Below are 24,382 nucleotides of genomic sequence, written 5' to 3'. Positions count from 1 at the left end.
CATTCAGATGACCTGGGATTTTGCCGAGTCAACGGGAGCGAGCGATGCGGTGGGAAACTTTGGAGTGTCAATCAATAACATCGCCCGTATTTTCGACCGCGAAGGCGAGAAGTATCCCGCGGGAACTTCCCAACGAGCATCCGCAACAAGCCACCCGCTTCCCGACGATACCGCTGATGCCATCGTCACTGACCCTCCCTACTACGATGCCGTTCCCTATGCCGATCTCTCCGATTTCTTTTACGTCTGGCTTCGGCGTGCATTCTCAGACGGCACCGTTCTCCCCTCGGATAGCCTGGCCCCAAAGCAGCACGAGTGCATTGTGGATCAGGCCAAAGGACAGGGGGCGGACTATTTTGAACAAACGATGGCTCAAGCACTCGGGGAAGCGAGGCGCATAGCGAAGCCGAATGCTGTGGGAGTTGTCGTCTTCGCACACAAATCCACTTCAGGTTGGGAGACACAGCTTCAAGCGCTCATGAATGCGGGGTGGATAATCACTGCCTCTTGGCCAGTTGACACGGAATGGGGAACGCGACTACGAGCAATAAATTCAGCGGCTCTCGCTTCTTCCGTTCACCTCGTCTGCCGCCCGCGCGAGAACGCAGACGGCTCGCTGCGCACGGAGGTGGGCGACTGGCGGGACGTGCTGTCGGAGTTGCCGAAGCGGATGCACGAGTGGATGCCGCGGCTGTCGAGCGAGGGCGTGGTCGGGGCAGACGCGATCTTTGCGTGCCTTGGCCCGGCGCTGGAGATCTTCTCCCGCTATTCGCGCGTGGAGAAGTCCAACGGCGACCCGGTTCCGCTCAAGGAGTACCTCGAACACGTCTGGGCCGCGGTCTCGAAGGAAGCGATTTCGACCATCTTCCGCGACGCCGACGCTTCGGGCCTGGAACCGGACGCCCGGCTCACCGCCGTGTGGCTGTGGACGATCGGCGGCGGCGCGAAGCCGACCCCCGAGAAGGCCAACGAAGAGGACGAGGAAGACGCTGAGGAAGAGGACGCGCCGAAGGCCGCGAAGGTCACCGGGTTCAGCCTGGAGTTCGACGCCGCCCGCAAGATCGCGCAGGGCCTCGGCATCCACCTGGAGAAGAGCGAATCGATCGTCGAGGTGAAGGGCGAGAAGGCGCGACTGCTGTCCGTCGCCGAGCGGACCAAGCACCTGTTCGGCAAGAACGCGAAGGAAACCGAGGCCAAGCCCGCGCCCGCCAAAAAGAAGAAGCAGGTGACGCGGTCGCTGTTCGAGGAGTTCGAGGACGCGGTCCCGGCCGCGAAAGCGACCGCCACCGAGTTGAAGGCCCCGCCGCCGGGAACGACCGTGCTCGATCGCGTGCATCAGGCGATGATCATGTTCGGCGCCCAGCGCGGCGAGTTGCTCAAGCGGTTCCTGGTGAACGACGGGGTCGGCGCGAACGCGAACTTCTGGAAGCTCGCGCAGGCGCTGGCCGCGCTGTACCCGCCCGGCACCGATGAGCGCCGCTGGGTTGAGGGCGTGCTCTCCCGCAAGAAGAGCCTGGGGCAGTAGCACCGATGGCCGAGCTGTTCCCGCCCTGGAAGGACGCTTTCTTGCAGCACGTGCAGCAGCCGTCCGTCGCTGCGCCGCTCAAGGCCGCCGCCACGTCCGGTCACCTCACGGACTGGACGACCTGTCTGACCGGCGCCGTGGTGCGGTCGTGTGAGGCCCTCGGCTGGCGCGCCGCGGGCAAGGGGCACCCGCTCGACCTGCTCCCGCAGGCGGGCCAGGAGTACCTGGGCATTGACGTGATGGCGTTCGCGCCGGCGTCGGGCGGGCACTGGCCGTTCCCGCTCGCGGCGTTTGAGCTGGAGAACAGCAAGGCGGACGACCGCGTCGCGTACTCGCTGTGGAAGGTGCTGTGCCTGCGGACGCGGCTCCGGGTCGTGTTCGCGTACCGCCCGGACTGGGAGCAGGGCCGCAAGCTCGTCCACGCCATCGGTGACGACGTGGTCGGCACGATCCCGCCCGGGGATCGCGCGGCCCTCGCCGGGGAAACCGTGCTGGTGGTCGGGAACCGCGGGGAGGGTGACACGTTCCCGTGGGGCTATTTCAAGTTCTGGGTGCTGAACACGAACGTCGGTCGCTTCGCGAAGGTCGAATAGCGATCCGCCCAACTGGTGACTCTCTCATGGCGAAACTGAAGCCCTGGTACGACGTCGTCGAGCTGCGCGAGGACCTGCGGGAGAACCGCCCGCTGGACGCGTCGGAGTTCGCCGTCCACCTCGACCAGATCCGCGACGGCCGGGCGGGCAAGGACTACACGGACCCGCAGCGGTTCTTCGACCGCACCTACGTGACCGGCAGCCTGCTCGATCTCGCCTCGCAGGTGGTCCGCCGGCTGTCCGGCGTCCAGGTCGAGACGTCGGCCGTGTTCAACATGTCCACGCAGTTCGGTGGCGGCAAATCGCACTCCCTCACCGCGCTGTATCACCTCGCCCGGAACGGCGCGAGTGCGAACAAGTGGAAGGGAGTCGAAAGCATCCTGCTGCGAGCGAACGTGAAGGCCGTGCCCGAGGCGGCGGTCGCGGTGTTCATGGGCAAGGAGTTCGACTCGCTCAACGGGCGCGGCGGCGCGGGCGAGCCGCGGCGGTTCACCCCGTGGGGCGAGATCGCCTGGCAGCTCGGCGGCGCGGAGTCGTTCGCGGCGGTCGAGAAGCACGAGAAGGAGTTCATCGAGCCGAAGGGGGACGCGATCCGGGCGATGCTGCCGAAGGACCGGCCGGCGCTCATCCTGATGGACGAGATCATCAGCTACGCGAGCACCTACCGGGCGAAGGGGTACGGCGACCGGCTGTACAACTTCCTCGACTGCCTAGCGGAGACGGCACGCGGCGAGAAGAACGTGGCGGTGGTGGTGTCGATCCCGGCGTCGGACCTGGAGTACACGCCCGCGGACGCGGCCGACGAGGCGCGGTTCAAGAAGATGCTCGACCGGCTCGGCAAGGCGATCATGATGTCGGCCGACACCGAGATCGGCGAGATCATCCGGCGCCGGCTGTTCGAGTCGTCGGGCTCGCAGGACGAGGCGCGGAAGACGGCCGCGGCGTACGCCGAGTGGGCGATCGAGCACGCCCAGGAGCTGACCGGCGTCGACGCCGAGTCGGTCCAGAACCGGTTCCTGTCCGCGTACCCGTTCCACCCGTCGGTGCTGTCGGTGTTCGAGCGCAAGTGGGCCAGCCTGCCGCGGTTCCAGCGCACCCGCGGGGTGCTGCGGCTGCTGGCCCTGTGGGTGGCGCACAACCACCAGGACGAGCACCGCAAGGCGACCCGCGAGCCGCTGCTCACGCTGGGCCTGGCCCCGCTCAACAACCCGGTCTTCCGGGCGGCGCTGTTCGAGCAACTGGGCAGCGACGCGCTCGAGGTGCCGGTGACGACCGACATCCTCGGCAAGAGCGACGCGCACGCCCTGCGGCTGGACAAGGAGGCCGCCGACGGGGTGAAGAAGGCCCAGTTGCACCGGAAAGTGGCGACCACCATCTTCTTCGAGTCCAACGGCGGGATGAGCCAGGGGAAGACTGACGCGTCAGTGCCGGAGATCCGGACCGCGACGTTCGGCCCGGACGCGAACATGGCCGACCTGGAGGGCGTCCTCGAGGGGCTGACCGCCACCTGCTACTACCTCAACGCGGACAAGAACCGGTACCGGTTCGGGCTGACCCCGAACCTGAACCAGATCCTGGTGAGTCGCCGCGGCGCGGTGCAGCCGAAGAGCGTGGACGAGCGCGTCCGGCAGTTGACGCAGAAGCTGTTCGACAAGCACACCGGGGACGCGTCAAAGTTCGTGGACCGGAAGTACTGGCCGGCGCGGAGTAACGACGTGCCCAACCGGGCCGCGCTCACGCTGGTGGTGCTGGGCCTCGATACGGTTGCGGGCGATAAGAAGACGGCGGACCTGATGGAGGCGATCGTTCGGGACTGCGGGTCGAGCGGGCGCACGTTCAAGTCGGCGCTCCTATTTGCCGCCCCGGACGCGGCCGACGCCGCCCGCACGGCGGTGCGGGACGCGCTCGCGTGGGAGGACATCGACGACGACGAGGACACCAAGAAGCGGCTGGACGACGGGCAGCGGAGACTGCTTCAGCGGAACCTCGAAGCCGCCAAACGGGCGGCGGACGAGGCCCTGTTCCGCGCGTACCGGCACGTCTTCCTGTTGGGAAAGGACAACGCGCTGCGGGGGCTCGACCTCGGGCAGATCACGTCCAGTTCGGCCGGGAGCATCACGGAACTGATCCTCCGCGAGCTGGAGAAGAATGACGAGATCACGGCTCACATCAGCCCGGCCCGGCTGGTCAAGTGCTGGCCGTCGTCGCTCGTCGAGTGGCCGACGAAGGGGGCCAGGGATGCGTTCTACTCGTCCCCGCAGTTGTCCCGTCTGCTCAACCCGGACGCGATCAAGCGGACCGTCGCGGACGGCGTCTCGCAGGGCCACCTCGGGTACGCGACCAAGGACCCGAGCGGGCGGCTGAAGCTGCAACGGTTCCAAGAGAGCATGTCGGAAACCGAGGTCGAGATCTCGGACGACGTGTTCGTGTTGAAGGCCGCGGACGCCGTGAAATTGAAGGAGCCGCCGCGGCTCGAGAGTCTGACCGTTCGGCCCGAGCGCCCCACGATCAAGCCGGGCGAGCAGGTGAGCTTCACCTGCTCGGCGAACGACCAGTACGGGCAGCCGTACCCGCTGACACAAGCCGCTTGGACGGCAACCGGCGGCGCAATCACTGCCGAAGGCGCGTACACGGCCGGGCCGGTCTGCGGCCTTCACACCGTTCGAGCGGAGGCGGGCGGACAAACAGCGCTCGCCGAGGTGCGGATCGCAGCCTCGGAGAAGAAGCCCGGCGGCGGAGCCGAGCCGGGTGAGCCCAAACCAGGTGAGCCCGAGCCAGGCAAGCAGACGATTCGCTGGCGCGGCGCCGTCCCCCCGCAGAAGTGGATGAACTTCTACACCAAGGTGCTCGCCCGTTTCATCAATTCGCCGGACCTCAAATTGGAGGTGTCGTTCGAGATCCCGCTGGACCGAAACCAGGCCCAAGCGAAGGCCGACGAGACACGCACCGGGCTGAAAGAGCTGGGCCTGGATGACAACGTGTCCCAAACCTGATGCAACCGCTGAATGGTGGTATCCGGCTATTGCGGTTGAAACGCCCCAGAATTGCGTCAGGCCGCGGCCCGGTAGCGGTGACTTGACAGCCCGCCAACCCTTCCTCCACCTCGCCTCACAGGACGGGAGCTTGCGCAGCCGCGGCTCCGCCTCGTCGGTAGCGGCGCGTCAGCTTTGGCCTGACGTGGGCGTTCCTCGTTGCAGTCAACCACGAACTCCCGCTCCACGCGCCGCAGGTACCGCTGCCCAACTCAAGGAGGTAGTCCAGGCACTCCGGGCGCAGGGGCTGTACCAACCGCTCGGCATACGGTTCATCTTCGGGGCCCGCGGCCCTACCCGCTTCACCTCCGCACCCTCGCCCTCGAACACAGCGTCGAAGCTGCGGGCGTACTTGGTGTCGTGGTCGATCAGCAGGTGAATGATGCTTCGGCTCTGCTCCGCCATCGCTATCGACACGTTTCGCGCCTGCTGGGCCACACACGCCGCACTGGGTTCGCGGTCCGAGCGGAGGCCGACCGGACTGCTACGCCCCCACCCGAAGTCACCGGGTCGGAAGTGCAGACGATTCGCGATTGTCCTGGGGGCGTACGTCATTTGCCCGGTGCGTCGCTCAGCCCACAGGCGAACGGTTACACCGTTGCAACGCCCCCGTTATCCACGCCAACGGACGTGACACACGACGTAAACTCTTGCTGGGCAATCCCACTCGGATTTTCGCGAAAATATGGCTGCGCCGACGTTGACATGGGGACGTTCGCGCGGAACAATACTACCCAACTAGCCTGTTAGATCAAAACGCGTGCACTGCCACATCGGCCAAGTACGCGATTGATCATCACTGCACAAGGATGATGTCTTGAACCGCCCATTCACGACCGAAGCCCGTCGTCAGTGCACGATCACCGCTCCTGTCACCCACAATCTCTGAGCTTCCCAACCGCACCGTTCATTCAAGGCCGCCACGCGTAGGCGTGACGCCCCGGCCGGTACGTCTGCCGGTCGCCCCTGCGTGCCCTGGGACTCGCCCCCGATGACCGACGCCACGCCCGCGCCACGGATCTCCGTCGTCGTGCCCGTGTTCAACGGGGCCGACCTGCTGCCCCGCGCGCTCGCCTCGGTCCGGGCACAAATGTTCCCCGACTGGGAGTGCCTGGTGGTTGACGACGGCTCGACCGACGCCTCGGCGGGTTCGACGTGCGACTGCCGCGCGAGTAGCACGCCGAGCTGTGGCGCCGGTTCGCGGCCGCCGAGGCAGTGTTCACGTTCGTGCCCGAGAAGAGCGGGCTGTACCAGGTCCGCGCCGAAAGTGCGCCGGCCGCGGTGGTCCCATCCGAAGGCAGCCGCGCGCACTACCGGGGTCTCGACCTGGACCCGGTGGTGCCGCCCGGGCCTTGGAAGTGGGTCCGCACCCGGTGCGACCGGGCCGACCCGAAGTGCGTGACGTTTATGAACCCGGAGCCGGCCAAGGGAGTATTCTGGTTCGCTCGGATCGCCGAGGTGCTAAACCGCACCCGCTCGGACATCCCGCTCTTGGTGATGGAGGGCCGCGGGGACGTGAGCGGGCTGGCCCGGTGTGGGCTCCTGCTCGGGGCCGGCGGGTCCCTGCGGCGCATGCGGAACACGCCCTCCCCGCACCGGTAGTAACCGCCCGCGGGGAGGGCTCAAAATGCCCAGGAAAACGTGGCGGCGGTATCCCATGAACGCTCACGTGATCGGCCGCCAACTGCGTAGCACCTAACCCTAGACAATTTTTCGGAAGGATTGATCTAGACATCAAGATTTCTGGGTTTAACATCCTGGTTCCTTAAAATTTTCTAGACTTTGCGCAATTGACTCTTTGGGCAGTTTGTCGTTCCGATCTTTCTACGGCATCCTTCCCTCATTGAAACGAGTACCACGATGCGCCTGCACCGCCGCTTGTGGGATGTGATTCAGTTCCTGCGTCAACCGGTCCTTGCCCGGCGCGCGCTGACGCCCCGGAAATGGCGTCGACCGATGCTTGCCGTCGAAGGTCTCGAAGAGCGGACCATGCCGGCCGCCGACTTCTACAACGCGCTTCGCGGCCAACCCCTTGCCGTCCTATCAGCGACGGCGGGGGTGTTGGCAAACGACACGTCGACCGGGTGGCCGGCGGTACTGACCGTCGCCGCCCGGGCGGGACAGGTGAGTTTGCAAGGCGACGGGACGTTCACGTACACACCCGAAGCGGGGTTCACGGGTGCGGACTGGTTCGGCTATCGAACGGCTTCCTGGGAGCCGACCACTTACGTAAAAATTACCGTTCAACCCGACGCGGTGTGGACGACCGACGACGCCTTCGACGTGTCACACGGGGGGCACCTCGCGGAACGCGTTACGGACAACGACCCGGACCTAAGCGACCGGCCGCTCCTCGCGCAGTTGGTGACCGGACCGGCCCACGGAACACTGAGCCTGAACCCGAACGGCACGTTTGACTACACGCCTCTACCGGGCTACGTCGGCCCCGACTCGTTCACGTACCGCCTCAGTGACGGCGTGATCACCTCGGCACCCGGGACCGTGACACTGGACGTCACCAATGCGGCGCCCGCTGCTCGGGGGGGCGAGTACGCGATCGGTCACGGGCAAACGCTCACCATCGCGACCGCTCAGGGCGTGCTGGCGGGTGCTGCCGATGCGGACGGGGACCCGCTGACCGCGTCGGTCGTTACCGGACCGGCGCACGGCGCCCTGGTGTTGAACGCCGACGGGAGCTTCACATACACCCCGACCGCCGGATACGTCGGCACCGACTCCTTCACGTACCGTGCGTCTGACACACGGGCCACGGCCGATGCCACCGTGGCCCTGAACGTAACGAATGACGCACCCGAGACGACCGCCGACCAGTACCGCGTGCAGCACGACACCACGTTGGTAGTCGGTACGTCCGCCGGGGTCCGGGCGAACGATACGGACACGGATGGGGATCCGTTAACCGTGTCCGTTGTCACCGGACCGACACACGGCACCCTGGTGCTGAACGCAGACGGGAGCTTCACGTACACCCCGGCCGCTGGCTACGTCGGCACCGACTCCTTCACCTACAAGGCCTGGGACGGCCGTGTGTATGGGGCCGCGGTCCAGGTCCAAATCGCCGTTGAGAACCCCGCGCCTGTGGGCGACGACGACGAATACAACGTTTATCTGACCGGGCCGTTCGTCTCGCCGGCCGGTGTGCTGGCGAACGACGTAACAGACCCGGGCGAGGCGCTCACGGCGGCGCTGGTCACCGGCCCGGCCCACGGGACGCTGGCCCTCAACTCGAACGGCACGTTCACCTACACCCCCGCCGCCGGGTACACCGGACCCGACTCCTTCACCTACGTCCCCTCCGACGGGCGCACCACGGGCGCCACGACAGCGGTGAAGCTCCTGGTGATCGACACCGCCCCCGTGGGGGCCGATGACGCATACGTGGTGCCCCACGACCGCGTGTTCCAGACCGCTGTCGGCGCCGGTGTGCTGGCGAACGACGTAACAGACCCGGGCGAGGCGCTCACGGCGGCGCTGGTCACCGGCCCGGCCCACGGGACGCTGGCCCTCAACTCGAACGGCACGTTCACCTACACCCCCGCCGCCGGGTACACCGGACCCGACTCCTTCACCTACGTCCCCTCCGACGGGCGCACCACGGGCGCCACGGTGACCGTCACCCTGTCGGTCTCCAACCAGCGCCCCCAGGCGGGTGATGACTCCTATGTCGCACGGGCGGGCAGTCCACTGACGGTACCCGCCGCGCAGGGCGTACTCGCCAACGACTCGGACGACGCGGGCGAGGCGCAGACGCTCCAGTTGGTTGACAGCCCCCTTCACGGCACCCTGGTGCTGAACGCGGACGGGAGCTTCACCTACACCCCGACCGCTGGCTACGTCGGCACCGATCGTTTCCGGTACCAGGTCGGAGACGGGGCGGACACGAGTCGTCTGGCGACCGTGTCGCTCGCCGTGACCGATCAGGTGATCCGGGCGATCGAAGACAGTTACGAACTCGTCCGGAACCGCACCCTCAGCCCGACCGCGGCCACCGGACTTCTCGCGAACGACTGGCAGCGCAACGGCGTGCCGCTGACGACGCAGCTGGTGACCGGCCCGGCTCACGGGACACTGACCCTGAATCCTAACGGCACATTCGCTTACACCCCCGCCACGAATTTCCTCGGGACAGACACGTTTACGTACCGGGCCGCTGACGGGAGCACGCAGTCCGCACCGGTCACTGTCGCCATTACAGTCGTCAACAACACGCCGATCGCAACGAACGACAGCTATCGCCTTGTTCGGGGGGGGGCGCTCACAGACACCGTCGGGGTTCTGGCAAGCGACGTTGACGACGCCGGTGAAACGCTCACCGCTTCACTCGTCACCGCGCCGTCGGTCGGGACGCTCACACTTCAGGCCAACGGCACGATTACGTACACCGCGCCGACCTGGTTCCAGGGCACCGTGTCGTTCACGTACCGGGTGAGTGACGGGCTGGCGATGAGTCAACCCGCCACCGTCGAAATTGAGGTGTTCAACTCCTCCCCGGTTACGTCCGAAGACAACTACGACCTGCGACCGGGCACGCCGTTCGTCGTCGCGGCCGACCGCGGCGTGCTCGCCAACGACCGTGACGCTGACGGTCAAACCCTGTCGGTCAGCCTCAACCAATGGCCGCAGCACGGGACACTGGCGCTGAACGCGGACGGAAGTTTCACGTACACCCCGGCCGCCGGGTTCGCCGGCACCGATACGTTCACGTACACCGCGTCCGACGGGTACACCAGCAGCAGCGTTACCACGGTCCAGTTGACCGTCCGCAACACCGCCCCGGTTGCGGCGGGCGAGACGTTTACCGGCCAGCAGGGGCGCGCCTTGGCGGTGGGCACGGCGACCGGCGTTCTGGCAAACGACGCCGACCCAGACGGGGACACCCTCGCCGCCACGTTGGCGGGCGGGCCTCAACACGGGACGCTGGTCCTGAACACGGACGGGAGCTTCACGTACACCCCAGCCGCCGGGTTCGTCGGCACCGACTCGTTCACTTACCGGGTCAGTGACGGGGCTGCCTACGCGTACGTCGTGGCCGTGCTCGAGATTGGTAACCAGGCGCCGATCGCCGGAGCGGACGCGTACTTCACTCCGCACGGCACGGCACTGTCCGTCGGCTTAGCTCAAGGCGTGCTAGCGAACGATGGCGACATGGACGGCGACACACTAGCCGTTGTAGTCACCCAGTCGCCGTCCCACGGGGCGCTCGTGATGCACCCGGACGGGAGCTTCACCTACACCCCGGCCGCCGGGTTCGTCGGTGACGACTCGTTCACCTACCGGATCACCGACGGGGCGACCACGAGCCAGACGGTCCCGGTCGCTCTGACTGTGACCAACACACCACCGGACGCCCGACCGGACTCCTACGCGACCACTCACGACCTGCCCCTGTACGTCCGCCCGAGCCAGGGCGTGCTGGCGAACGACTCCGACGTGGACGGGGACAGCTTCACCGCCACCCTGGTTACTGTACCGGCCCACGGAACGCTGGCCCTGAACACGGACGGGAGCTTCACGTACACGCCGGCGACCGGGTTCGTCGGTATCGATTCGTTCACCTACCGAATCAACGACGGCGCGGTCGTCTCGGCACCAGTAACGGTTACGATTCAGGTACAGAACGTCGCGCCGGTGGCGGGGGCGGACTTCTACCGGACCGACCACGGGCACCCCCTCACCGTTGCTGCCGCAAGCGGCATCCTCGCTAACGACACCGACGCGGACCGGGACCGGCTCACCCCGACAATCACCGCTTGGCCGGCGCACGGCAGCCTGGCGCTTAACTCGAACGGGAGTTTCGTGTACACCCCGGCGACCGGGTTCGCCGGCACCGACACGTTCGCGTACACGCTCGCCGATGGCGCGGTGACCAGCCCCGCGACGACGGTCACGATCGTCGTCGCGAACTCCGCGCCGCTCGTCACGCCGGGTGACTACCAGATCCGTCACGACGCGACGCTGAGTGTCGCCGCAGCACAGGGCGTGTTAGCGGGCGCGACCGACCCGGACGGGGACGCGCTGACCGTATCTCTGATCACGGGCGTCCAGCACGGCACCCTGACCCTGAACCCGAACGGGTCGTTCGCCTACACCCCCGTGGCCGGCTTCGTCGGCACAGACCACTTCACCGCTGCCGTGTCCGACGGCGTTGCCTCTCAGGAACTGGAGGTGACCCTTCGCGTGACGAACACGGCTCCCGTTGCCGTTGCCGACGCTTACACCGTCTCACACGACCGAACGCTTTCGATCACAGCGGCAGCGGGCGTGCGCGCGAACGACCAGAACTGGGACGGGGATCCGGTCACCCTCGAACTCGTCTCCGGGGTGGGCCACGGTGCCCTGACCTTGAACGCGGACGGGAGCTTCACGTACACCCCGGCTGCCGGGTTCGTCGGTACCGACGCGTTCACCTACCGCCTGCGCGACTCGATCACCGCGAGCGGCGCCGTGCCCGTAACAATTGGCGTGACCAACGCGCTGCCGTCCGCCCCGCCCCGTTCGTACCTTACCCCGGCCGGGACCGCATTAACCGTCAACACCGCGAGCGGCGTACTTGCCGGAGTCAGCGACGGCGACGGCGACGCGCTGACCGCGAGCCTCATTACCGGGGTGGGCCACGGCACCCTGACGTTGAACGCGAACGGGAGCTTCACGTTCACCCCGACCGCCGGATTCGTTGGCGTCGATTCCTTCACCTATCGGATCGGCGATGGCGTCGGACAAAGCGCCGCCGCAACGGTCACTCTGACCTTGTGGAATCAGGCACCGCAAGGCGGTGCCGATCTGTACCTCGCGCAGCCGGGTACGCCGCTGGTCGTATCCGCTGCGGCGGGGGTTCTGAGCAACGACCGGAACGACGCCGCCGGCGCGCCTACCGTCTCGCTCACCACCGGGCCCGCTCACGGTACGCTGACCTTGAACGCGGACGGGAGCTTCACTTACACCCCGGCCGCCGGGTACACGGGTGCGGACAGCTTCGCCTACACGCCAGCAGATGGGCTGACAAGTGGTTCGCCCGTGACAGTCAACCTTAACGTCACGTCGGCGGCATTCGTTGCGGCGGGGAACACGTACCTAGCCGGGCGCGGGGCGGTCCTGGCGGTCTCGGCAGCGGCGGGGGTTCTGTCCAACGACCGTGCCGCGGGCGGAACCGTAAGCGTAACCACCGGCCCGGCGCACGGCGCGCTGGTCTTGAACGCCAACGGGAGTTTCACGTACACCCCGGCCGCCGGGTACGTCGGCGCCGATTCGTTCACGTACCAGGTCACCGACGGTACGAACACCGGCACGGCGACCGTAACGCTCCAGGTTCTGAACGCCGCTCCGCGCGCCGCGGCCGAAGGGTTCCAGGCGACGACCGGGCATGTGTTGACCGGAAACGTCTTGGCCAACGACTCCGATCCGGACGGCGACGCGCTAACCGCCGCGCTGACCGTCGGTCCGGCGCACGGCGCGCTGGCTTTGAACGCGGACGGGAGCTTCACATACACTCCGACCGCTGGCTACTCCGGATCGGACAGCTTCACGTACACGGTCAGCGACGGCGTCGCTACTGCAACCGCAACCGTCACGATTACGGTTGCCAACCCCCCGCCGGTTGCAACGGGGGACACGTACCGGACCGCCCACGACACCGTTCTGACCGTCGGCGCGCCCGGCCTGCTGGCGAACGATACTACGGACCCGGGTGAAACGCTGACGGCCGCGCTCGTCAGCGGACCGGCGCACGGGACGCTGAGCCTGAACGCGAACGGGTCATTCACCTACACCCCGGCCGCCGGGTACACCGGGCCCGATTCGTTCACTTATGTCGCCAACGACGGCAACGCGAACAGCGCTCCGGTCACGGTCGCGCTCAACGTTTGGAACAACGCGCCGCGCGGCACCGCGAACCTGTACCACGTCAAACACGGCACTGTTCTGTCGATGGCCGCCGACCGCGGCGTGCTGGCGAACGACGTGGACGACCCGGCCGAGACGCTGACGGCCACGCTGCTCTCGGTGCCCGCCCACGGCGCCCTCACGTTCGGCGCCAACGGCTCGTTTACGTACACCCCGGCCGCCGGGTACGTCGGGTTCGACGGCTTCACCTACTCGGTGACGGACGAGGCCACGACCACCGGCCCCGTGTTCGTCTCGCTGGACGTGTGGAACCTCCTCCCGATCGCGAACGCGGACACGTACCGCGTCCACCAGGGGCAAACTCTGACCCCCGCGACCGGCGTACTGTTCAACGACTACGACGACGACGGAGACGCGCTCACCGCGGCGCTGGTGACCGGAGCCGCTCACGGTACGGTCGCGCTCGCGGCGAACGGGACGTTCACGTACACCCCGGCCGCCGGGTTCGTCGGCACCGACTCGTTCACCTACCGAATCACCGACGGAATTGCCACCTCCGGAACGCAAACGGTAACGATCCGGGTCGAGAACCGGGCGCCCGTGGCGACAGACGACAGCCTCTCGACGCACCACGACACGGCGCTCACGGGCTCGGTCCGCGCGAACGACTGGGACGGCGACGGCGACCCGGTTACCGTGAGCCTCGTCACCGGCCCGGCCAGCGGCACGCTCGCGCTCGCGGCGGACGGGACGTTCACGTACACCCCGGCCGCCGGGTACATCGGGAGCGTCTCGTTCACCTACAAGCTGAACGACGGGGCGCAGAACAGCGCCACGGCGACGGCGACGATCGACGTGTGGAACAACCGGCCGATCGGGCACGGGAACTACTACGAGGTGGCGCGCGGGCAGGCGCTCACGGTCGGCGCGGGCACGGGGGTGCTGTGGGACGACAAGGACTGGGACGGCGACCCGCTCACGGCGACCGTCGTGACCCAACCGGCCAACGGCACACTCACGCTCAACGTGAACGGCAGTTTCACCTACACGCCGAACCCCACCTTCAGCGGCACCGACACGTTCACCTACAAGGTGTCGGACGCCGCCCAGTCGTCCGCGGCCCTCACCGTCACGATCGACGTGCTGAATCAAGCCCCCTCTGCTGCTGCGGACAAGATCGTCCGCCTGCACGGGACCGGGCCAGTCACGGGGAACGTGCTCAGCAACGACTACGACCCGGAGGGCGACCCACTGACCCTCGTGTTCGTCGACGGGCCGTCGCAGGGCACACTGACCACATCACCCAGCGGCTCGTTCACCTACACGCCCCCGTCCCCGCAGTGGGTCGGCGTGGCGACGTTCCGCTACCGCGCCAGCGACGGGTCCCGTCAGAGCGACGTCACGACGGTCACCATCGAGTACCGCAACAACACGCCGATGGGTCTTGCGGAGACGTTCCGCGCCCAGCGAGGCGTCGCGAAAACCGGGAACGTTCTGACCAACGACTTCGACGCGGACGCCGACACGTTGACCGCCGTGCTCAAGTCCGGCCCGGACCCGAGCGCCGTCCAGAACTTCAGCCTGAACGCCGACGGGACGTTTAGCTTCACGTCGAAGCCCAGCTACTCCGGTCAGGTCACGTTCACCTATGCGGCGTTCGACGGGGCCACCGAGAGCGCCCCGGTTGTCGTCACCATCCTCGCCGACAACACCGCCCCGATCGGCCAGATGGACTTCTTCGCGTTCTCCAAGGGCGGGAGCATCACCGTCACCGCGGCGCAGCTCCTGGCCAACGACAAGGATTACGACAACGATGCCATGAGCGTCCGGAACGTCGGCGGCGCGACGAACGGCTCGGTGTCGGTCAGCGGGGATTCGATCACGTTCAGCCCGGGGACGTCGGGGTACTCTCTGGAGTTCGGCAGCTTCACATATACCCCGTTCGACGGGCTGGCGTACGGCGACTCGGTCCTGGTCGTGTTCACCCTCCAGGACCACGGGTACGCGGCCTACGACGACGAGTACCGGATGCTGAAGGGGGGCACGCTCACCAAGGGGGCCGGGGACGGCGTCCTCGCCAACGACTGGACCACCCAGTCCGGTGGGCTGACCGCGACGGTCGTTTCCGGGCCGGCGAACGGGACGCTGGCGCTGAACGCCAACGGGGGGTTCACCTACACCCCCGCCGCCGGCTTCACAGGACAGGACAGCTTCCGGTACAAGATCAAGGACGGAAAGGAGGCCGTGGCCCGGATCACGGTGGTGGCCCTTAACCCTGTGAACGATACATTCTCGTCGGCACACGACCGACGGGTGAGCGGGAACGTGCTCGGTAACGATCAGGGAACCGCGGGCGAGCCGCTCCGGGCGGTCCTGGTAGCCGGCCCGTCGACCGGGGCGCTGGTGTTCACGGCCGACGGGAATTTCGTCTATACCCCAGAACTGGGGGCAACCGGAGCGGTCACGTTCACCTACAAGATCACGAACGGGACGGAAACGAGCGCGCCGGCGACCGTCACCATGAACCTCACGAACGCCGCGCCGGTGGCGGCCCCGGAGACCTACTCGACGCCCCAGGCGACGCCCCTCGTAGTCGGCCTCACGGGCGTCCTCGGGAACGACACGGACGCCGACGGCGACCGGCTCACGGCCGAGTTGGTGGGTACGCCCTCAGGCGGGACCGTGAGCCTGAACGACGACGGTTCGTTCACCTTCGTCCCGGACAACAACTTCAGTGGGACCGCGTCGTTCAACTATAAGGTCAAAGACGGCGTGGCCGAGCAAACGGCCACGGCGAGCATTGCGGTGGGCAACACCGCGCCGGTGGCCCAAGATAGGACGCTCTCGGTCTACAAAGGGCAATCCCTGACCGTTGGAATGGCGCAGGGGCTGCTACAAGGGGTGACGGACGAACGGAAGTTCGATTTGGTGGCCGTGGTGGTCACCAACCCGGCGCACGGGACCCTGTCGTCGGCACCGGACGGGAGCTTCACGTACACCCCGACCGCTGGGTACGTCGGCACCGACTCGTTCACCTACAAAGTGCGCGACGCGATCGGCGCCGAGTCGGCCACCCGGACAGTAAGCATCAACGTTACGAACGTGCTCGGTGTCGGGCCGTGGCGGACGTGGAACTTGGACAGCTTCACCGGCACAATGTCTTACGGCGGCACGACCTCTCCCCCGCCCTCGCCGCCCGTGACGCCGCCCGGGTACGGCCCGTCCGTCCTGGTCTACGGGTACGGCAGCCCGTCGCCGCCATCCCCGCCATCCCCGCCATCCCCGCCATCCCCGCCGGCGCCGCCCCCGACCGTGTATAGCGCCATCAGCGGCGACGTCACGAGCGTAAACACGGACATCGACGGCGACGCGATCACCGCGCAGTTCGTCGACAGTTCACTCAGCGGGGGCACGCTGTCCTTCAACACAGACGGGTCGTTCACCTATTCGGGCGGCACCAACACGGGCTCCGGCGGCTCCTTCCGGTTCCGCATCACCGACGGGTTTACGACCAGCGGTCCGTACACCGTCTACCTCGGTTATACTTCTGGCGGCACGCCCCAGCCCACCAGCGCCACTCTGCAACCTGGACAGTCGTACAGTTACGGCCAGATGACGATTTGGAACGGGTACAACTCCGGCGTCGTGGCCGTCACGTCCAGCGGGTCGGTCAGCGCGGTGAGCGGGACCACGTTCAGCGTGTCGGTCACGCGCGGGAACGCGACCTGGAGCGGGAGCGCAGACTACCTCTCGTTGAGCGCCGACGGGGACATCGGGGCGATCTCGATCAGCGGGGACCTGAGCGTCTCGGCCGGCGGCAACGTCGGCGCCCTGTCCGGGCGGAACGTGACGGCCTCGGCCGACAACATCGCTAGCATCTCCGCCACCCAGGACGCGAGCGCGATGGCGTACGGCTATTACTACGGCATGGGCTACGGCGCCGGGTACTGGGACGCGTCGAGCAACCTGGGGGTGATCGGCACGGTTTCGGCCGGGCGGGACGTCACCACGGCCAGCGGGGCTAAAGTGGGCGCCGTAACCGCGGGCCGCAACGTGGGGAGCGTGTCCGCGTTCGACGTATCGGCCGCCGTGACCGCGGCCGGGGCGATCCAATCCGTTATGGCGAACCGGGACGTGACCGGGGCGGTCGCGGCGAACGGGGGCGACCTGGGCGAATTCACCTACGGGTCCGGCGGGGTGACCGCGGGGCGGACCGTGAGCGGGACGGTTCATGCGTCCGGCCGCGTCCGGCTCGTGCAAGCGGGCCTGGACGTGACCGGGGCCGTGGACGCGGGCGGCAACGTGAGCGCGGTGACCGCCGGCCGGTCCGTATCCGCGGCGGTCGGCGCGGGCGGGTTGCTCGGGTCGGTGACGGCCGGTGACCACGTGACCGGCAATGTCACGGCGGGCGGCGACGTGTCCGCCGTGACCGCCGGGTACGACCTGACCGGCGACGTGACGGCGGGCCAAGGTGTGGGGCAGGTGTCCGCCGGCCGCGACCTCACCGGGCGCGTGTCCGGGCGGACGGTCGGGGCGGCCGCCGGTTACGGCGGGTACTACTACGGCGGGGTCACGGTCGGCCGCGCGCTCAGCGGGACTGTGGCGGCCACCGCCGGGGACATCGGGTCCGTCACCGCCGGTGCCGTCACGTCCGCGGCGTCGCTCACGGCTACCGGGGCCATCGGCGCGGTATCGGCCGCCCGCGACCTGTCCGGTACCATCACCGCCACGGGCGGGGGCATTTCGTCCGTCACGGCGGGCACCGGCTTCAGCATCTCCGGCGCGACGATCTCCGCGGGCGGAACGATCGGCTCGGTGACCGCGGGGCGGAACGTGAGCGGGTCGATCACCGCGGGCGGGAGCCTCCCCACCCTGACGGCCGGCGAGACCATTTCGGCCACCGTTACTGTGACCGGCGCGCTGAACAACCTCGACGCCGGGCGCGACATCACCGGTCCCGTCACCGCCGCGTCGTTCGGGACTGTGGACGCGGACCGGGACATCATCGGCGCCATCACGGGCACCTCCGGAGGGCTGACGTACGCGTACGCCGGCCGGGACATCACCGGCGCCATCAGTGTGACCGGGAACATCACGTCTGGCGTGGCCGGCGGTCGGAACATCTCGGGCAACGTGCATGCTAACGGAACGATCAGCAGTGTTCGTGCCGGGTACCAGAGGTTTTACACGGGGTGGGGACCGAGCTTCACCCTCACGGGCGGGGACCTCTCCGGTTCGGTCACGGCCGGCGGGGCGATCGCAACCGTTGAGGCCGCGTACTTCATGGGCCGCGGCGGTGACATCAGCGGGTCCGAGGTGAAGAGCAGCGGCGGGGCGATCGGCACCGTTCAAGCGAGCGGATCGATCGAGGCCGCGGTCGAGGCCGGCACCACCATCGGCACGGTCGCCGCGGGCGGGGCGGGTTACGGCGGCGGAATCGGGAGCGTGCACGGAACGGTGAAGGCCGGCACCACCATCGGATCGATCACGGCCCGGTTCGGCGGGATCTACGGGGCGGTCACCGCGGGCACCACCATCGGCTCGGTTACTGCAACCGACATCATCGACGGATCGGTCACCGCCGGCGCGTCGATCGGTGACCTGACTGCGAAAACGGGCATCTTGGTCACCGCGGGGCTCATCACCGGAACCATTAAGGCGGGCACGTTTATTGGAGGGGTGAAGGCCGGCGGGGACATCATGGGTCCGGTGGAGGCTGCGGGCGGTAACATCGGCGAGGTGGTCGCTGGGGCGCTCGGCGGCGGCGACATTAGCGGCGAAATCAAGGCCAGCGGGGACATCGGCCGGGTGCTCGCCCTCGGGGCGTGGGGTGAGGGCGCCACCCGCACCGTTTACAGCAGCAGCTTCCTCCCTGTCGGAATCGAATGGCTGCCGGGCGCGGATAAGCCGTCGAACAACGTCCGCTCGAAGCCGAACGCGATCCCGTTACAGGGCGCGACGTACGGCAACATCCGGGGTGCGGTAACGGCCACCAACATTGGGTCGGTGGCCGCGTTCGGCGACATCTCCGAGAACGTAACAGCGCGCGGCACGCTCGGGGCGGTTTGGGCCCTCAAGTCGATCAGTGGGAACCTGAAGGCCGGGTCCGGCGGAATCACCGCCGACGCCTGGAAGGACATCGCCGGGTCGGTCACCGCCCCGGGTGACGTCACCCTCCGGTCCTTCGGCACCATCAGCGGGGACGTGGCCAGCACCGCCGGCGGCGCGAACCTGACAGCATGGACGAACAGCACGGGGAACACGACCGCCAAGGGCGAGGTAGTCGCCTGGGTGTACGGCAAATCCTCCGGGACCCTGGAGAGCCTCAAGGATAGCGTCACGCTCGGGTCGATGGGGGAAGTGAGCGGCAAGGTCAAGTCAGCGTTAAAAGCCCTTGTGGTCGCCAAGGACATCGACTTGTCCGACGTGTTTAGCGCCCTCGATAGTGTGTACACATTGGCCACTGGCAAGACGAAGATCACGGAACTGTCTTACTTCGGCAAGGCGTGGGTCATCACGATGGGGAATGTTGACATCGACAAACTTGTCGGATCGTCGCTCCTCTCGGACTTCGGCCTGATGACCGGGGACGCCTCGGTCGTCGCATGGGGTGACGTGAAGTTGGGCGAGTTGAAGGCCAAGAAGGCCGAGGTGCTCTCGACCGGGAACGTGGACATCCGCACCGGAAAGGTGAGCACCTCGCTCCAGGTCGAGGGGAAGAACCTGTCCGGAACGTGGGGGACTGGTGACTGGGTCCCGGAGGCGGTGATCGCCAAGGCGACCGGAGACGTGACCGCCACCATCACCGCCAAGCGCGGGGTGGACATTCAGGCGTTCGGAAAACTGACCGGAAACGTCACCGCGAACGGCACGGACGGGTACATCGGGGCGGCCGTCGCCGGGAACATGAGTGGCGACCTCGACGCCAAGGGCGGGATCGGCCTCAAGACGTGGGGCGACCTGACCGGCAAGATCAAGACCGACGGCGGGGCTCTGTTGACGGTCGGCGGGAAGACGAGCGGGGAGATCCGGGCCGTCGGGTATGTGTCGCTCGTCGGGTGGGGGAACGTCAGCAGTTCCATCACCTCGGTCGAGAACTACGCCGAGATCATGACCCGGGGCGACTTCACCGGCTCCATCTCCGCCGGCAAGGACGTCGATCTGGAGGTGTGGGGCAAGTTCGTCGGCCCGGTGACCGCCGGGACATTGGTCGGGGCTCAGGTGATGGCCACCGTCACCGCACAAAAGGACGCCAGCGGAACAGTCACGTCCTCGGGGAGCGCCCAACTGGAGACGTTCGGAAAATGGACCGGTAAGGTCACCGCGACGGCCGGGCAGGCGACGGTGAACGCGTACAACGGGATTACCGGAGGAGAGGTGACGGCCGGCGCCGGGGCCACGGTCAGCAGTTGGTCGGACATCAGCTCGGTTAAAGTGAAGACGACCGGCGGGGACGCTTTCGTTTGGGCGCAGAAAACGTCGTCCGGGATCACCGTGGACGCGGCGGGCGGGGTCCGGGTCGCGGGGGCTGAAGACCTCACCGCGACGGTCACCGCCGGTACCGGGGACGCCGAGGTGTCCGCCCTCGGTGCGATTAATTCTGGAACCACCATCACCTCGAAGCAAGGCAGCGCGTCTGTATTCGCGGGGACGACACTGGCCGCGGACGTCACCGCCGGAGCGAGCGGACTGGTAACCGGAAAGGTTCAGACGGCGAGTGCAACGGCGGGCGGCACCCTCAAGGGGCAGTTCCGTGCCCAAGGACAGGTGTCGATAACCGGTTTGGCCGATGTCGACGCGACTGCGCGGTCGTACGCGGGCGGGGTCGACGTGACGGCCGGCGGCGGTCTGAAGGGAACGTACCAGGGGCGGCAGTCGGTCGTGGGTGTTGCGGCCGGGGCCGCGACGACGCAGGGTACGTACCAGTCCGACGTGGGCGGGGTGAGCGTGACTTCGCTCTCGGGATTCGATGGCACGGTCAAAGCCGGCGGCGGTGCCAACGTGACCGCGGTGGGCCAGGTGGCCGGATCGGTCGAGGCCGGGGCCGCTGGCAGCGTGCTTGCCAAGACCACCGTGACCGCAATGGTCAAGGGCGGGACCGATGTCAGCGTCCTCGCACTCGGGGGCGATGTCACCGGATCGGTTCGGGCGGTAGCGGGGGCGGCCACGGTTACAGCCAAGGGGGCCGTGTCAGGCAGCGTGACGGCGGGCCAGGACGCGTCCGTTCTGGCGAAAGGAAATGTTTCCGGTGCGGTCAGCGCCGGCCGCGACGCCACCGTCACAACATTCGGCACCCTCACCGCTCCGGTCGGGGCCGGCCGGAACGCATCGGTGTTCGCCGCCGGTGCGATCTCGGGAACCATGGTCGCCGGGCAGGACGCCAGCGTGATCGGCACCGCGAACGTGTCCGGCGCGGTCGCCGCAGGGCGCGACGCGAGCGTGATCGCCACGACCGCGGTGAGTGGAACGGTCACCGCCGGCCGTGACGCGTCGGCCGTGGCGGCCGAGGGCGACGTTTCGGCCGCCGTGACGGCCATCCGAGGCGCGGCCAGCGTCGTTGCTGGCGGAAAGGTGTCCGGGGCGGTTCAGGCCGGGGAGGACGCGGGCGTCTGGGGGGCCGGGGACCTGACCGGGGCGGTCACGGCGGGGCGCGACGCCACCGCCACCGTTTGGGGCAAGGTCGCCGCGACAGTCGGGGCCGGGCGGGACGCGTCAGTCTTTGTGTTCGGCGACCTAATCGCGGCCGTTCAGGCCGGGCGGAACGCAAGCGTGACCGCCGTCTCCAAGATTGCGGCTCCGGTCACCGCCGGCGGAACGGCCGACGTCGTGACGCTGTCCGACCTGACCGGGGCGGTCACGGCCGGCGGCGATCTGACCGCCTTCGCTCTTGGCAAGTCGTCCGGAGCTCTGACGTCTACCGGCGGGAACGTCACCCTCACGGCGGTCGGACAAATCACCAGCTCGGTCACGGCCGATAGCGACGCCACGGTCACGGGTCTCGACACGATCGAAAGCACAATCGAGGCTGGCGGGTCAGCGAACGTACTGGGTGCCGGCGACTCGGTCCAGGTCCAAATCACGACTGACGGGTCCACCACCGTGCAGGCGGTCGGCACGCTCGACGGCGAGATCACGTCGGGCGGCCCGGCGGACGTGACCGGTCTTCAGGAGGTGACCGTCACGGTGACCACCGGAACGAGCGCGAGCGTCCTCGCTGGCGGTGACTTCACCGGCGATATCACCGCCGCCAACGGTACCGCGATGCTGTTCACGACCGGCAACGCCCAGGGGTCCGTGACGGCGAGCGGCGACGCGACCGTCGGGGCGCTGGGAAGCCTTCAAACGGACGTCACCGCCGGGGGCGAGGCCACGGCCCTGGCCCTCGGGCCGATCAGCGGCGTGATGGTGAGCGGCGCCGATGCCGCGTTCGTCTGGACACACGGCTCGCTATCGGGCGTGTACGTCGCGTCCGCTACGGGCGAAGTAGTGGCCCTCGCCGACGGCGCGGTGTCGGGCGTGACGGTGGCCGCCGGGACGGACGCCACCCTCGCGAGCATCGGCGCGTCGGTCACGGGATCGACGGTGACCGCTGGCGGCAACGCGGCCGTTCTCGGGCGCGGCGTTACCGGGACGTCCGTGACCGCCGGGGGCGACGCCTCACTCACCAGCATCGGGGCGCTGACCGCAACCGCCGCCTCGGGCGGGAACCTGTCCCTCGTGTCCACCGGCGCGATGACCGTAACCGGAACCGCGACCGGGAGCGTGTCCGCGTTCTCCTACGGTACTCTGAACGGGACACTGGCCGCGGGCAACGATCTGTCTGCCGGTGCGATCGGCAACATCGGCGCGACTCTGACGGCTGGGGACAACATTAGCCGGGTTATGACCTACGGGTCACTGACGGGCAGCGTCGCTGCCGGGGCCGGCGCCGATCCCGACCCGGCCGACGGGCACGGGGTCATCCGCGCGGTGGACGTTTGGGGCGACCTGACCGGAACCGTGGCTGCGTCGGACCTGATCGGCGGGATATACGTCGGCGGCAACATCGGACCGGGAGCGGTTGTGGTGGCCCCACGGGTGGGATTCGTCGCCGAACACGATCGATCGACGTTCGTCGAAGATCCCGGCCAGGTGGTGGCGCGTATCGGTGAGTTGGTCGCGCTTACCCGGGATGCGTCTCAACAGCTCGACGACCTGCGGGTTGACTTCCAGCAGGCCCACACCGCGCTTCAGGCGGCCGTCACGGCCGCGGCGGCGGACGCCACACGGTCGGTGCTGGATGCCATCGACCAGGTGCAGCGGCTGCACCAGTCCGGCCAGGCCTCACTCGAGGATGCGGCGGACCAGATCGAGCTCGCCCGGATCGCGGCCGACGCCCAGTTCCGCCAGGCGCTCGATGGGGCAGTGGCAGCCCTGGAAACCGGGCGAAGGGAAGCTCAGGCGGCGGTGGTACAAGCCAGCCAGGACTTCCAGTATGCCCGTTCCGCGCTCCAGGGCGAGGTAACCGCCCGGCTGAACGACGCGCTCGCGACCCGCGACTGGCAGGTGACCGAGACCGACCTGATGGCCCAGCGGTTGGACACACAGAAGGCGACCCAACTGTTCCAGGCTGCGGCCCTGGGGAAGATCGCCGACAAGGTGTTCGTGGGCACGTTCATCGAGAAAATGGCCGAGTTCGCCATTGATAAGATTCAGGACAAACTGGCCAAGATCGGGACCATCGCGTCGTTCATCCCGGGTCCCGGTTGGATCATCGCGGCGGTGGCGAACGGGGCCAACGCCGCGATCTACGCGGCCCGGGGCAAGTACCTGGAGGCCGGACTGAGCGCGTTCTCCATGCTCCCGTTCGGCAAGATCGCGTCGTACGCCGGCAAGACGGTGGTCGGCCAGGCCGTAGGCACGTTCGCCAAGGCCGCGTTCCGGCAGGCCGGCAACGGCGCGTCGTGGGCGGCCAAGTACACGGTGGTGCCGGTCCTCGGTCGGGCCGCGGCGCTGATCCCGTGTCCGGTCCGGCGCCTGTTCGGGGGGGGCGGGTGCTTCGTCGACGGCACTCCAGTGGTGGTCGGCGAGGACGACCTGCTGGTTCTGGGGGCGGACGGAGCGGTCGCTCTCGTACTCCCGGCCGGCGGGGGCGATCTGGCCCAAGACTGGTGGACCGACGAGTACGTGCTATTGGGCGTGCTGGCTTTATCCGTCGGCGGGGCCCTGGTGCTCCGTCGGACCCGACGGAAGACGGAGCAGATGAGCGACGAGTGGGCGCCGATCCGGGTCGACGACGACCCGTGGTCGGACCCCATCGGGGAGGCCGATGAGGTGTACCCCGAGCTGGTCGTGAGGGGCGCGCAGGCCGTCTGAGGTGGCGCAGGGCGCGG

General features: G+C 67.9%; 5 protein-coding genes and 1 pseudogene. All 6 read left to right on the top strand.

Annotated elements, in window-relative coordinates:
- Nucleotides 1-628: 628 nt before the first annotated feature.
- Nucleotides 629-1,525, top strand: coding sequence for a hypothetical protein (locus tag R5W23_RS28330; RefSeq protein WP_320689282.1), 897 nt, complete (start codon nt 629-631; stop codon nt 1,523-1,525).
- Nucleotides 1,526-1,530: 5 nt separating this feature from the next.
- Nucleotides 1,531-2,118, top strand: a complete 588-nt coding sequence (locus tag R5W23_RS28325; RefSeq protein WP_320689281.1) for a hypothetical protein — start codon at nt 1,531-1,533, stop codon at nt 2,116-2,118.
- Nucleotides 2,119-2,144: 26 nt separating this feature from the next.
- On the top strand, nt 2,145-5,111 hold the full coding sequence (locus R5W23_RS28320; RefSeq protein WP_320689280.1) for an ATP-binding protein: 2,967 nt from the start codon (nt 2,145-2,147) through the stop codon (nt 5,109-5,111).
- 1,030 nt (nt 5,112-6,141) lie between these two features.
- Nucleotides 6,142-6,237 (top strand): annotated as a pseudogene (locus R5W23_RS32820) (hypothetical protein); the annotation flags it as partial.
- 128 nt (nt 6,238-6,365) lie between these two features.
- A complete protein-coding gene (locus tag R5W23_RS28315; protein ID WP_320689279.1) occupies nt 6,366-6,752 on the top strand; it encodes a hypothetical protein in 387 nt (128 codons plus the stop codon).
- 387 nt (nt 6,753-7,139) lie between these two features.
- Nucleotides 7,140-24,365 (top strand): Ig-like domain-containing protein, encoded by a 17,226-nt coding sequence (locus tag R5W23_RS28310; RefSeq protein ID WP_320689278.1) that lies wholly within the window; start codon nt 7,140-7,142, stop codon nt 24,363-24,365.
- The last annotated feature ends 17 nt before the right edge of the window (nt 24,366-24,382 follow it).

The sequence above is a fragment of the Gemmata algarum genome (assembly GCF_034097035.1).
GTDB classification, from domain to species: domain Bacteria; phylum Planctomycetota; class Planctomycetia; order Gemmatales; family Gemmataceae; genus Gemmata; species Gemmata algarum.
Note: the sequence above shows the minus strand (reverse complement) of the source record. Positions and strands in the feature narration are given on the sequence as shown.

What these genes read in the sequence shown, in the direction of transcription:
- R5W23_RS28325 (WP_320689281.1), top strand. Translation starts at nt 1,531, where the DNA reads ATGGCCGAGCTGTTCCCGCCCTGGAAGGACGCTTTCTTGCAGCACGTG.
- R5W23_RS28320 (WP_320689280.1), top strand. Translation starts at nt 2,145, where the DNA reads ATGGCGAAACTGAAGCCCTGGTACGACGTCGTCGAGCTGCGCGAGGAC.
- R5W23_RS28310 (WP_320689278.1), top strand. Translation starts at nt 7,140, where the DNA reads ATGCCGGCCGCCGACTTCTACAACGCGCTTCGCGGCCAACCCCTTGCC.